This window comes from Aeromonas sp. QDB62 (genome assembly GCF_027705695.1).
Classification (GTDB): domain Bacteria; phylum Pseudomonadota; class Gammaproteobacteria; order Enterobacterales; family Aeromonadaceae; genus Aeromonas; species Aeromonas allosaccharophila.
Genome location: NZ_JAPDCD010000037.1, coordinates 23,905 through 36,680 on the forward strand (window position 1 = coordinate 23,905; position 12,776 = coordinate 36,680).

Annotated in this window: 7 protein-coding genes; 2 read left to right on the plus strand and 5 right to left on the minus strand. The window is 62.1% G+C overall.

The genetic code is table 11. The annotated features are described in order from the left end of the window. Window positions 1–49: 49 nt before the first annotated feature. The 3 genes from OKC27_RS17090 to pykF all read right to left on the minus strand — a co-directional run bounded on the left by OKC27_RS17090 (window position 50) and on the right by pykF (window position 6,136). A complete protein-coding gene (locus OKC27_RS17090) occupies window positions 50–982 on the minus strand; it encodes a GGDEF domain-containing protein (RefSeq protein WP_182939163.1) in 933 nt (310 codons plus the stop codon). Between the two features lie 261 nt (window positions 983–1,243). Continuing rightward, window positions 1,244–4,573: a mechanosensitive channel MscK gene (mscK, locus tag OKC27_RS17095; protein WP_182970643.1), complete on the minus strand. Its 3,330-nt coding sequence runs from the start codon at window positions 4,571–4,573 to the stop codon at window positions 1,244–1,246. A gap of 150 nt (window positions 4,574–4,723) precedes the next feature. Beyond that, complete coding sequence (gene pykF, locus OKC27_RS17100; RefSeq protein WP_182939165.1) at window positions 4,724–6,136, minus strand: pyruvate kinase PykF; 1,413 nt, start codon at window positions 6,134–6,136, stop codon at window positions 4,724–4,726. 308 nt (window positions 6,137–6,444) lie between these two features. Between pykF and OKC27_RS17105 the strand changes: the two genes are divergently transcribed. Together OKC27_RS17105 and OKC27_RS17110 are read left to right on the plus strand one after the other, a co-directional pair. Continuing rightward, window positions 6,445–6,687, plus strand: a complete 243-nt coding sequence (locus OKC27_RS17105; protein WP_270693733.1) for a hypothetical protein — start codon at window positions 6,445–6,447, stop codon at window positions 6,685–6,687. A gap of 186 nt (window positions 6,688–6,873) precedes the next feature. Next, a complete protein-coding gene (locus OKC27_RS17110; RefSeq protein WP_182939167.1) occupies window positions 6,874–7,638 on the plus strand; it encodes a DODA-type extradiol aromatic ring-opening family dioxygenase in 765 nt (254 codons plus the stop codon). Between the two features lie 93 nt (window positions 7,639–7,731). On the opposite strand, the gene OKC27_RS17115 is transcribed toward OKC27_RS17110, so the two are convergent. Beyond that, the gene (locus OKC27_RS17115; protein ID WP_270806520.1) at window positions 7,732–11,484 is read right to left on the minus strand and encodes an AAA family ATPase; all 3,753 of its coding nucleotides are present in this window, start codon (window positions 11,482–11,484) and stop codon (window positions 7,732–7,734) included. Next, window positions 11,481–12,707 carry an exonuclease SbcCD subunit D C-terminal domain-containing protein gene (locus OKC27_RS17120; protein WP_182939169.1) on the minus strand — a complete coding sequence of 409 codons (1,227 nt, stop codon included), beginning with the start codon at window positions 12,705–12,707 and terminating at the stop codon, window positions 11,481–11,483. Before OKC27_RS17120 ends, OKC27_RS17115 begins: the two co-directional genes overlap by 4 nt. Window positions 12,708–12,776: the final 69 nt, after the last annotated feature.

Sequence of the window (12,776 nt, forward strand, 5' to 3'; positions counted from 1 at the left end):
CTTCGGTTTTTTTATGGTCGCGTGTCGGCTTCCCCTTCTGGTCACCAGGCTATTGTGTCGAGATGACAACCCGGTTACGGCCCTGTTCCTTGGCCTGATAGAGGGCCCGATCGGCCATCATCAGCAGGTAGTCGATGCCCTCTTGCCCCTTCATGCTGGCACATCCCAGGCTGATGGTGAGGGAGAGCTGATCCCCTTGCCACGGTACGTGGGTGGTACTGACATGCTGGCGCAGCTGTTCGGCGCGCCGTGCCGCCTGTTCAATGTCGCAACCCGGCAGGATCAGCAGGAACTCCTCCCCGCCCCAGCGAGCCAGACTCTCACCCGGCAACAGCTGACTCGCCATGGCGTGGGCGACGGCGCAGAGCGCGGCATCGCCCGCAGGATGGCCGTAGCGGTCGTTGACCTGCTTGAAATGGTCGATATCCCCCAGCACCACCGAGAGGGGCTCACCCTGCAACCAGAGGGCCTGCAACTGCTGCTGGGCACCGCGCCGGTTGGTCAGTTCGGTGAGCGGATCGGTGCAGGAGAGGCGGCTCACCTCTTCCACCATGCACTGCAGGTCATGGATATCGCGGAAGGTGACGATATGGCCATCCGGGATGGCATCGGCCCCCAGCTGGGCGGTGACGATAAACCAGCGCGACTGGCCGCCCTTGCAGTGGATCAGCGCAGGCATCTCGGCGACCTCCAGCCCTTGCGACAAGCTCTGTTCCACCTGCGAGTGCCAGGAGTCGATGATAGTGCGGCGATACCCTTCATCCGGGTAGGCGAGTCGAAACCAGGAGGCCATGTCCGGCAGCTCGGCAAGGTCGTAGCCGAGCTGCTCAAGGAAGGCCTTGTTCAGGAAGCGGTGGCGCCGCTGCAGGATCATGTCGGGCGAGCGGCCATCGTGACGGGCAATGGATTCTGACACCAGAATAGGCAGCGGGATCACATCGAAGGAGCGAAACAGGATCTGTTGCAGTTCTCGGTCATTCATGGGAAAAGCGACTCCTCGATGCATCTTTTGCATGCTTTACCATAGGTGAGAGCCGTGTGGTGGTAAACCGCTTTATGGTGTCGGCTGACGCGATGTCATGAACAATCCTGTGTACTCGAAGATAAAGGTCTTCATGCGAGCCATTTTGGCCATCTGTTTCCGCAGACCCGTTACCCGCCAACCGCCTCGTTGACCTGAGGGTATAAAAAAGCCGCTCACCTGGGTGAGCGGCTGTTGCCATCAGATCATTGCCGTTCGCTATCAGGCTGGCTGTTTGCCATCTTCCGCGGGCGGCTGCAGAGCGGCGGAGTTGGACTCCACCTTCTGCTCTTCACCTTGCATGTTCTTGATGTAGACATCCATCTGGTTGAAGGCGATCTCGATGCCGTTCTCGCGGAACAGCTGGTCGATCTTACGGTTCAACTCGTCCACCGCCGGGTTGCGATCACCGAGTTCGCTCACGAAGAAGCGCAGCTCATGATCCAGGGTGCTGGCACCGAAGGTGAGGAAGTAGACGATGGGGGCCGGGTCTTTCAGCACGCGGCTGTTTTCATCGGCCGCCTGTTTGAGCAGGGTGCGGGTCAGCTCCAGATCCGAGCCGTACGCTACGCCCACCCGCACGATCACCCGGGTGACGGTGTCACTCAGCGACCAGTTGATCAGCCGCTCGGTCATCAGCTGCTGGTTGGGGATGATCACCTCTTTGCGGTCGAAGTCGGTCAGGGTTGTGGCGCGGATACGGATTTTGGAGACGGTACCGGAGAAGGAGCCGATGGTGACGGTGTCACCGATCCGCACCGGACGCTCGAACAGGATGATGATGCCGGAGACGAAGTTGGAGAGGATCTCCTTCATACCGAAACCGATACCGACCGACAGACCACCCGCTACCCACTGCAGCTTGTCCCACTGCACACCCATCATGGAGAGGGCGGTCAGGGAGCCGAAGCCGATCAGCACGTAGTTGAGCATGGTGGTGATGGCGTAGGCAGTGCCTTGGGCCAGATTGAGCTTGGAGAGTATCAGCACTTCCAGCAAACCGGGCAGGTTGCGCGCCAGTGACCAGGCGCCGCCGAGCAGCAGGAAGCCGATCAGCACGTCACTCAGGCTGATAGGGAACAGTACGGCGTTGGCGCCGGTCCCTTCACTGCGGTGCCACAGCACCATGCTGTCGAGGTAGGAGAATACCGCCACCAGATCGGACCAGAGCCAGTAGAAGGCGACACCGAAGATCAGCAGCAGCACGGTACGGGTCAGACGCAGGGATTGCTGGCTGACATCCTCCAGATCCATGGGTTGCTCTTCGACGGACTCGCCACCTTCCGCATCTTCCGAAGACTTGTGCTCGCGCTTGGCTACCGCGCGGCGGTAGGCCAGACGACGGGCTGCCAGCTCCAGACCACGCAGAGCGGTGCGGTAGACCAGGCTCCAGATGATGATGAGGTAGAAGGATTCGATCAGGCGACCGGTCAGCTTCAGCGCGGTGTAGTAGTAACCGAGCATCGCCAGCACGATCAGCGCCACCGGTGCCAGCGCCAGGGCGATGGCGATCAGCGACTTCTGTATGCTCACCTCGCCCTTGATGCGGGCACGGGAGATGGGGAACACCAGATAGGCGGCCAGTCCCAACAGGAGCAGGGTCATGGCTTGACCGATCACATCATTGCCCAGAGTGGAGGGTTCAACCACCGCCTTGGTCGCGAGCATGATAAGCGGCAGCAGTGGCAACCAGAGGTAGCGCATGCTGGATCGTTTGGCTTGCAGCTCCGCTTTCGGAATGCGGAAGTGGGTTTCGGCGATGCCACCCGGACGCATGACCGCCAGATAGACGCTGAACACCAGGTAACCGAGGGCGAGGTTCAGGGTGATCTGGAACATCAGCTTGGGGCTGAGCAGACCGCAATAGGTGAGCAGCAAGCCGCCAGCCAGGATGAACAGGCTGCCCGGCAGGCGATGCAGCACGGTGTAGAAGAGCGCGACAGGGGTGTGCCATTGGTTGTCCTGACGGAAACGGCCAAGGTCCTTGGCAATCTTCTTCTGTCGTTCAACCAGTGTCGGGCGCTTCCAGACCAGCAGGCCGCCTATCAGCAACAGCGGGAAGGCGAGCAGGGAGATCCCCAGCAACTCTTCGCGCCAGCGTTTCCAGTCCGGTTTCAGTACCCAGTCGGAGGCCTGTTTGTAGGCCTGGGCGGGCCAGCTGATAAACCACTTGCTGTCGATGGGCTTGTTGCTGCTTACCCAGAAGATATGTTGTTGCAGGGTAAATTCGATGGACTTGTAGATCCGCGCCAGCTGCTGCTGGGTCAGCTGCAGGCTGATGGCGTTGGTGAGCTGGCTGTCGAGCTGGCGGTTGAGCTGATCGAGCAGATTGATGCGGGTGTCGAGCAGCTTGGCAAGGTTGGCCTTGTCCTCTTCGCTGACCGGCTCCTTGCTGCCTGCGATCAGGTTGTCCAGATAGAGGTTCTTCTGGAACAGCAGGTCACGTTGCTGGCTCAGTTCGAACTGGGCCAGGTGGAGGTCGGCGATCTGCTCTTCCAGATTCTTGACGGCGATAGAGGGGGCCGCTTCCAGCTGCTGGTAGAGCTGATAGAGGATGCGCGACAGCAGCAGGTTGCCCTTGAGCATCTGCACCTGTTCGTTCAGGTTGCGCTCGGTCTGGGTACCGCGCTCCAGCCAGCTCTTGGCTTGCAGGTTTTTTTGTACCAGCGAGTTGAGACTGGTGGTGGCGGTGATGAGCTGCTGGCTGAGCTGGTGGTTGAGTTCCTGCTCTTTTTGCACCAGCGGGCTGTCTTCGGTCGCCACCAGCTCACCGGTCTGCTCGGCGGTCTTCTCGGTGTCGCCGAGACGCTTGGCGCTGCTCTGCTCCTGCAGCAACTGCAGTTTCTGCTCTTCGATGGCGAGGCGTGCACTCTGATAGTCGCGCTGCTTGACCGCCAGATCCTGCATGCTGGTGCGGTTATCCAGATCCTTTTGCAACTGGGCCAGTTGCAGATCGATCAGCGCCAGCTCGGCATTGAGCTTCATCTTTTCGGCGCTGGAGACGCTTTCACCGGCGTTGAGACGGCTGCGGATCTCCTGACTGCGCTGATAGGCATGGCTCATTCTGGCCTGCGCCCGCTCCGGCAGGGTCTGCAGGCTGGTGAGCTGGCTGCCGATGGTGCCGAGGGCCTCCTGGGCCTCCTGCATGTTGGCCAGCACTTCCGGCTGACGGCTGTCGAGCTCCGCCAGACTCATGCTGGCGTATTCGCTCTTGATCTGCTCGACACTCTTGCCCTTGGTCAGGGCATCGAGCTTGGCGCTGATCTCTTTGAGTTCGGTGGGCAGGTTGCGGATCCGCTGTGCCTGGGTCTTGGCCTTCGCCTCTTCCTTGTCGATGCTGTCGAGCAGGGCAAGGGTCTCGGTCAGCAACTTCTGATCCGCTTGCTGACTGACGGTCAGGGTCTCTGATTTACCCAGACCATCCAGCGCTCGCTGAACGGAATTGCGAGAGGGGGCATCTTGCGCCATGGCTTGCGGGACGCAGAGGCTGGCGATTAAACAGAGCAGCGGCAACAGGGTGGCCGAGACTCTTTTAAAACGTATTGAGGGCATATAACTTCCGGGTTATTACGCGATATTCGGGAGATTTCCCGCATAGATTAAATTCGCGTGGATTCTAACACCGGGCTTGTCAGGTAAGCAGGGGGGAGGGATAAAAAAAACGGCGCCCGCAGGCGCCGTTTTCATGTTGTTCAGCTCTGATTAAAGAACGTGAACAGAAGCGGTGTTGGTAGTGCCGCTCGGTACCAGAGCACCGGAGACCATCACAACCACGTCACCTTTCAGGCCCATGCCGATTTCCAGTGCGGCTTCTTTACCGATGCGATAGAAATCGTCGGTAGAGGCGATGCTGTCAACCACGTGAGCAACCACACCCTTGGTCAGCACCAGCTGGGCAGCAGTTTTCTTGTTGGTGGTGATAGCCAGGATCCAGGCTTTCGGGAAGTACTTGCGAATAGCCTTGGCAGATTTGCCGCCTTCGGTAGCAACCACGATCAGCGGGGCGTCCAGCTTCTCGGAGGTCTCTACGGCGCCTTTACATACGGCTTCGGTGATGCGCAGCTTGTTGCTGTCGTTGGCAGCAGACAGGTTGGACGGCATCACGGCATCGGTACGCTCGCAGATGGTGGCCATGATGGTCACGGCTTCCAGCGGGTACTTACCCTTGGCGGATTCACCGGACAGCATCACTGCGTCGGTACCGTCCAGGATGGCGTTGGCCACGTCGCCAGCTTCAGCGCGGGTCGGACGCGGGTTCTTGATCATGGAGTCCAGCATCTGGGTGGCAGTGATAACCACTTTGCGGGCTTTGTTGCACTTGGCGATGATCATCTTCTGGGCGAAGATAACTTCTTCAACCGGGATCTCTACACCCATGTCGCCACGAGCAACCATGATGCCGTCGGAAACAGCCAGGATCTCGTCGAAGTTGTCCAGACCTTCCTGGTTTTCGATTTTGGAGATGATCTGGATGTTCTCGCCACCGTGGGCTTTCAGGTGCTCACGGATTTCCAGAACGTCTTCTTTCTTACGGATGAAAGAAGCAGCAACGAAATCAACGCCTTGCTCGCAACCGAAGATCAGGTCGCGCTTGTCTTTCTCGGCCAGGGCCGGCAGCTTGATGGAGACGCCCGGCAGGTTAACGCCTTTGTTCTCGCCCAGGTCACCGTTGTTCAGCACTTTACAGACAACTTCGCGCTCGGTGATTTCGATAACGTCCAGACCGATCAGGCCGTCATCAACCAGGATGCGGTTGCCGACGCGCAGATCGTTGGCGAAACCTGCATAGGTCACAGCCACTTTGTCTTTGTTGCCAACCACGGTCTGGTCGGTGGTGAAGGTGAAAGTCTGGCCAGCGACCAGCGCGACGTCGTTGCCGCCTTCCAGCTTCATGGTACGGATTTCCGGACCCTTGGTGTCCAGCAGGATAGCTGCGTGCTTGCCGGTCTCGGCCATCACAGCGCGCAGGTTGCTGATGCGGCTGCCGTGCTCGGCGTAGTCACCGTGGGAGAAGTTCAGGCGCATGACGTTCATGCCAGCGTCCAGCATTTTAGCCAGCATTTCTTTGGATTCGGTCTTCGGACCGATGGTGCAGACAATTTTGGTCTTTTTCATGTCAATCTTCATGGTTAAGGAATTTCCGCCGAGCAATATACACCAGTTTTTGGAATCTTTTTATGATCCAGAAACAACGTTTTGACCAGATAACGTTTTCTTTTCAGGGATAACGTTTTCCTGTGAGTCACATTTTAGAGCATATGGCCACAGGTTAGAGCTGAAGGGATACAAATGTTGCCATCTGTGGTTGTTTGGCCGGGTTGAGGTTCAGATGTTGTAAAATGACCACCCGCCCGCTGTCACAGTCATGTCACCGGCTTGCGCAAAAATGTTAGTTCATTGGCGCACGGGTGAAGGAGGTCGGGATGAAAAACAGCTATGAAACCGGATGGACTCTGCTCTTGCTGGGCACCACTCTGCTGCTGGTTCAGGCACTGCCAGCCCGCGACTGGCCTGACAATGCCTGTCTGCTGGCGATCTTCTTCCATCCGGTGAAAGGGGAGGCGGCCGCCGAGGGGTTGGCGTGGCGAGAGTGGCAGGATCACCATGCTGCGACCCGGATGGCGCTTCGGGCTCCCCGACCGCTGCCGGATGCGCCGCAGCCTTGATATCTATTACCGTTTTCCGGTCGTGAAGGTGTGAAGGAAGGAGAGAAGGAGTGAAATTATCAACCATTGGTTGATAGTGCTTATCTATCTTGCTGGATTGTTCACCTGAAATCGTGGGGTGATAATCGATTCCAACAGCGATATCCCCTCCGGTATCGCCCCTGATACCTTGTTGGAGTTCGCTTTATGTCCCTCGCCCCCGTCTGGTTTATCTCTCACGGCGCACCGGATCTGGTGCTGCGTGAGCAACCCGCCACCCGTTTTCTGCGAACCCTGCGTCTGGGTAAGCTCAAGGGGCTGGTGGTCATCTCCGCCCACTGGTTCAGCCGCGAGCTGCAGATCAACGTCGAGCCCAAACCGGCCCTGATGTACGACTTTTACGGCTTTCCCGAACCCCTTTACCGGATGCGCTGGCCTGCCAGCAGCCCCGAGTGGTTGCAGCAAGGGGTGAGCGACCAGCTGGCGCTGGCCGGACTGACCGCCACCCCGGTGCGGCGCGAGCTGGATCACGGGGTCTGGTCGCCGCTCTCCCTGATTGACCCTGAGAGCGAGATCCCGCTGGTGCAGATCTCCATTCCCGCCAGCTTCACCCCGGCCCAGTTGTGGCAACTGGGAGAGGTATTGGGGGCGCTGCGCAGTCAGGGGATTGGCATCCTCGCCTCCGGCGCCATCACCCACAACCTGCGGGCGCTGGCACCGGAAGGCTCGCCAGTGCCGGAGTGGGCGAGCCAGTTTGTCGACTGGCTGGAGCAGAAAATGGCCGAGGAGGATCGGCTGGCGCTGCTCGACTATCGCCAGCAGGCTCCCGGAGCGGTGGAGTCCCATCCCCACGACGACCACCTGCGCCCGCTCTTTGTGGCGCTGGGGGCGGCCGATGGTGTGGCTCCGACCCGGCTGCACGACAGTTGGGATGGCGGCAGCCTCTATATGGGCGCCTACCGCTTCGGCTGATAGCCTCTCAACAAGACCCCGCCAATTGGCGGGGTCTTGTTATTTACCGCGTGGGGGTTGAGCCGATGGTTCTGGTGATTGAGCCGAAGGCTCTCAGGGAATCACTACCCGGCTCTCGCCGCCGCCGAGGGCTTCGACCCTGATCTGCACGCCAATCCGCTCCACCAGGGTTTGGACATGGGAGATGACCCCGATCTGGCGACCGGCGGCCTGCAGGGAGTCGAGGCTGGCGAGCGCCAGATCCAGACTGTCCGGATCGAGCGTGCCGAACCCCTCGTCGATAAACAGCGACTCGACCTGGGTCTGCCGTGACGAGAGGCTGGAGAGGGCCAGCGCCAGTGCCAGCGACACCAGGAAGCTCTCGCCGCCGGAGAGGGAGTCCACCGAGCGCACTTCGTCCCCCATGTCGAGATCCACCACCTGCAACGCCAGATCGGTGCCGGGCACCCGCTCCAGCCGGTAGCGCGGCGACAGCTCGGCGAGCTGGGCGTTGGCCTCCAGCAGCAGACGCTCGAGGGTGAGGCTCTGGGCGAAGGTGCGGAACTTGGCACCGTTGGCCTGCCCAATCAGATCGCACAGCTGCTGCCAGTGGTCGGCCACCGCCTGCTGGGCGGCCAGCTCCTGTTGCAGGCTGCCCGCCTTGAGGGCGGCGGCTTCGGCCTGTGCCAGCTTGCTCTTGCACTCGAACAGCTGCTCTTCAAGGGCACGGCAGCGGGCATCAAGCGCTGCCAGCTGCTCGCTCAGCGCTGCATCCGGCAGGGCGGCCAGCTCGGGGTGGTGCTCCCGATAGCGATCCCGCTTGCTCTCCTCCAGCGCCAGCGCCCGTTGCCGCTCGGCAAGACGGGTACGCGCCTCGCCAAGGGCATCTTCCAGCCCTTGCAGGGCTGTGCGGCGAGCCTTGAGCTCATCGGGGGTGATGGCGAGCAGGCGGCGCAGGTCATACTCATTGATGCCGAGGTTGCTGGCGTGGGCTGCCCAGCGCCCCAGCACTTCCCGCTTGCGGCGGCTGCTGGTCTGCTTTTCCTGCTCCACATGGGTGAGGCGGGTCTTGAGCTCGGTCTGCCGCTCGCGCAGAGCACGAGCGCCGCTTTGCATCAACTCCAGTTCGCTGGCGAGCTGTTGCAGCCGCTGTTGCCAGCGGCTCTCGACCTGCGGGATCTCCTCGCCGCCGAGACAGCCGCTGCGGCTGGTAAGCAGCCCCTGCCGCTGCTGTTCGTGTTCCTTGTAGCCCCGCTCCAGCTTGTGCAGCAGCTCGCGCTGGGTCTGCAGGCGCGCCTCTTGTGCGCTCAGGGCCGGGGTCAGGCTGGCGATCTCGCTGGCCAGCCGCTCCCACTCGCTCTGGCCGTGCAACCAGGCTTCGCATGCTCGCTGCCACTCGTGCCACTGCTGACTGCCGAGCCACTGGCGCCACGGTTGGCCGCCCATCTGTTCGTCGAGGCGCTGGGCACCCTGCTCGAGGCGCTGGCGCAGGGTTGCCTCCTGCTCGCCCATCCCCTTCACTTCCCCTTCCAGCGCGATGCGCTGGCGGTCGGCCTCCTGCCATTGCTGGTCAAACTGCTGGTGCTGGGCCGCCAGCTGGCTCAGTTGCTGACGCACCCCTTGCAACTGTTGCTGACCGAGCTGGGCCTGACGCAGCTGCTGCTGGCTCTGGGCCAACCCCTGCTCCAGCGCCTGGCCACGGCCGAGCAGGGTGCTCATCAGCTCGTTCCACTCAATCGGGCTCTGGCGTAGTGGCAGCGGATGGCCGAGCAGGGTATCGCCCCCCAGCTGTTGCCAGCGCTGGGTCAACTGTTCGGCGCGGGCTTCCAGTTCCGGTAGGTGCTGCTGGCGAACCGCCAGCTGGCGTGCCAGCTCCTGACGCTCGCTCTCGCACTGAATGTATTGATGGTTGAGCCGCTCCCATTCGAGTTCGAGGCTTCTGGCCCGCTCCGCCAGCTGACCCAGAATGCCCGCCACCTGCGGTTGGCTCTGGCTGTAGGGATGCTCCTCGGAACCGCACAGCGGGCAGGGGGAGCCATCGCTCAGAATATGGCGATACTGCTCGAAGCTGGCGATGGCGCGGGATTGCTCCAGCGCGTGGCGCGCCTCATCCCGCTGCAGGGCGAGCCGCTCGCGGGCCGGTGCCAGCTCTTCGCTTAGGGTGGCGAGCTTGCCCAGCGCCTGCTCCAGCTGGGCAATCTCCTGCTGCAAGCGGCCATGCTGTTCGCCGTGGTTACGGCCATAATCGGCAAGCTCCAGCAGCTGGCGCAGCTGACCCAGTTGTTCAGTCTGCTGCTGCCACTGCTCCTGCGCCTTGGCGAGGCGGCTCTCCCACTGTTGCTCCTGCAGCTCGTTCTGTTGCTGTTGCAGCCGCTCCTGCTCGCGCTGCCAGTAGTCGCGCTCCTGCTGACCTTGCTCCAGCTGGCGCTGCAACTGTTGCAGGGCGCGCAGCTTGTGATCCCGCAGGGTGAGCAGCTGTTGCAGCTTGTCGGCATCCTCGGCCCAATCCTGCATGGCGGTGAGCAGGGGCTGCCACTGGCGGGCAACCGGTGCCAGCTCCTTGTGCTCTTCGAGCCAAAGGCCCCACTGCTGGTGCTGCTGCTTGAGCAGCTCCACCTGTCGGCTCTGCTCGCGCCAGCCCTGCTCCAGCGTGAGTTGCACTTCTCGCTCTTGCGCCCCCTCCTGCTGGATCTTCTGCAACTGCTGCACTTTTTCCCGGATGCGGGTATCGAGCTCCTGCGCCCGCTTGAGTTCGGGTTGCAGGGCACCCCATTCCCGCTCGGCGGCGATCTTCTCCGCCAGCAGCTGCTGCTCGGTCAGCGCGCTCTGTTGGGTCTGCTCCTCGAGCTTGGCCAGCTCCGGCCCCAGCTCGGCGATCACCTTCTCCTGCTGCTGCACTTCCAGAGTGAGGCGGGCCAGCTCGTCGTGATCGGCGCGGGCCACCTGGGCCTGTTCGGCACGGGCAAACTCCTCGCGCTCGGGGGCCGCGGCGCCGTGGGCCTGCAGGGCGGCATCGAGCGCCGCCTGTCCCTCGGCGCAGCCCTGCAGTTGGGCGGCAATGCGGCTGTTGAGATCGCGCAGGTCCTGCATCAGCTGCTGTTGTTGCTGCTCGTGCTTGAGGGTGGTGGAGAGGCTCACCTGCTGGCTTACCCACTGTTCGCGGGTCGCTTCGTCCATCAGCGCCACGTCGCCGAGGCGCTGGGCGATGGTGGCCAGCTTCTGCTGCTCTTCCCGCGCCCGTTCATAGGTCTGAATGGAGATGGCGGAGTAGAGCTCGGTGCCGGTCATCCGTTCGAGCAGGGCGGAGCGCTCGTTGGCATCCGATTTGAGAAAGGCGGCAAATTCCCCCTGTGGCAGGATCGCCGCGCGGCGGAACTGCTCCCAGGAGAGACCCACCAGCTCGTCGATGCGATCCTGCAGCTCCCGCTTGCTGCCGGAGAAAACCTGCCCTGACTCCACATCGGTCAGGGTGCGCTCCTGCGCCTGAAAGCGCCCCTCCGAGCGGTTGCGCGCCCTGCGCACCGCCCAGCGGGCCAGCCAAATGCGGCCATCGCAGCCACGAAACTGCACCTCGGCAAAACCGCTGGCGTGGCCGCGGCTGAGAATGCCACGCACGTCGTTGGCCTTGAGTTTCTCCTCATCATCCATGCGGCCCACTTCGGCCACGTTCTTGCGATTGGCGATAAAGCGCGGCATCTCGTCGTAGAGGGCCAGACAAATGGCGTCGAGCAATGTGCTCTTGCCCGCGCCGGTGTTGCCGGTGATGGCAAACAGACCGGCGGCGCCGAGCGCCCCCCTGGTAAAGTCGATGGTGAAGGGGCCGGTCAGACTGGCTAGATTCTCACCTGACAGAGACAAGATTTTCATTGGTTTGACTCCTTCACCTGCTCCAGGATCTCTTCAAACGAGGCAACCAGCCCAGCCTCGGGCTCCCCTTCAAACTGGCGCTGATAGCAGAGGCGAAACACCTCGGTGGGGGAGAGCTCATCGAGCCTGCGCCGCTCGCGACCATCGGCCAGCCCTTCCCCCGAGCCCTGATACTGGGTGTTGATGCGGGCCAGACGCACCGGTTTGTCTGCGATGGCCGCCAGAATGCGCTCGCGGATGCGGGCCTCGGGCTTGGGCAGCAGCAGCCGCACTTCGAGGAAGGGTTGTGCCTCTTGTGGACAAGCTGGCAGCTCGAGCGATGCGATGGCGTTCAGCGCGTCGTCGAGGGTGCTCTGGGGCAGGCGGATCATCTCCACCGCGCGCGGCACCGGGATCCGCTCCAGCCCGGCCAGTTTGCCTTCTGCAAAGGTCACTTCCAGCACCTGATGGTTGTAGTTGGCTTCGGCAAGCGAGAGCGGTAGTGGCGAGCCGCTGTAGTGCACCCCCTCGGCCGGGCTTTGGGCCAGATGGAGGTGACCGAGCGCCGTGTAATCAGCCGCGGCAAACAGGTCGACAGGCAGGGCGTGCTGGTTGCCGCCGAGCACCCGCCGCTCAGAAAGCTCCGAGAGCTGGCCTGCCGCCAGATAGGCGTGGCCCATGGCGATTAGCGGCAGATCCGCCCCGCAGCGGTCGCGCCCCTCGGCCAACACTTCTGCGTAGACTTGGCGTACCCCTTCGATCAGCCTGTCCTGCCCCTCTGCCAACGGCTCCACCCGCAAGTCGCTGCTGCGCAGGAACGGCACGGCGGCGCACCAGGCGGCAATGTTGCCCTCCCGGTCTTGCAGCGGTACCAGCAGGCGGTCGGTTTCGAGCTTGCCTTCACTGTCGCGGCTGATGCTGCCCACCAGATGCAGATCGAAGGCCCGCAGCAGTTCGTGGGGGGCATCCAGCTTGGAAGGGGAGTCGTGGTTGCCGCCGATCAGCACCATGTTGAGGTGGGGCATCTCGGCGCGCAGCCGCGCCAGAAAACGGTAGAGCTGTTGCCAGGCGCTGGCGGGAGGATTGGCGGTATCAAACAGATCGCCCGCCACCAGCAGGGCGTCGATCTCGCGCGCCTTGAGGGTGTCGCTCAGCCAGTCGAGGAAGGCATCGTGTTCAAAACGGCGGTCATGGCCATGAAGTTGATGGCCAAGGTGCCAGTCGGCGGTATGGAGGATTTTCATTGGAAAGCAGCCCGGTTGCAGGGATGGTGCCCGCGGCACCCGATGAAGACAAGATGAGGATGCCCCGTG

Bases quoted from the DNA above. Each gene is read 5' to 3' on its own strand.
- mscK (WP_182970643.1), bottom strand. From the start codon at position 4,573: ATGCCCTCAATACGTTTTAAAAGAGTCTCGGCCACCCTGTTGCCGCTG.
- OKC27_RS17090 (WP_182939163.1), bottom strand. From the start codon at position 982: ATGAATGACCGAGAACTGCAACAGATCCTGTTTCGCTCCTTCGATGTG.
- OKC27_RS17110 (WP_182939167.1), top strand. From the start codon at position 6,874: ATGTCCCTCGCCCCCGTCTGGTTTATCTCTCACGGCGCACCGGATCTG.
- OKC27_RS17115 (WP_270806520.1), bottom strand. From the start codon at position 11,484: ATGAAAATCTTGTCTCTGTCAGGTGAGAATCTAGCCAGTCTGACCGGC.
- OKC27_RS17105 (WP_270693733.1), top strand. From the start codon at position 6,445: ATGAAAAACAGCTATGAAACCGGATGGACTCTGCTCTTGCTGGGCACC.
- OKC27_RS17120 (WP_182939169.1), bottom strand. From the start codon at position 12,707: ATGAAAATCCTCCATACCGCCGACTGGCACCTTGGCCATCAACTTCAT.
- pykF (WP_182939165.1), bottom strand. From the start codon at position 6,136: ATGAAAAAGACCAAAATTGTCTGCACCATCGGTCCGAAGACCGAATCC.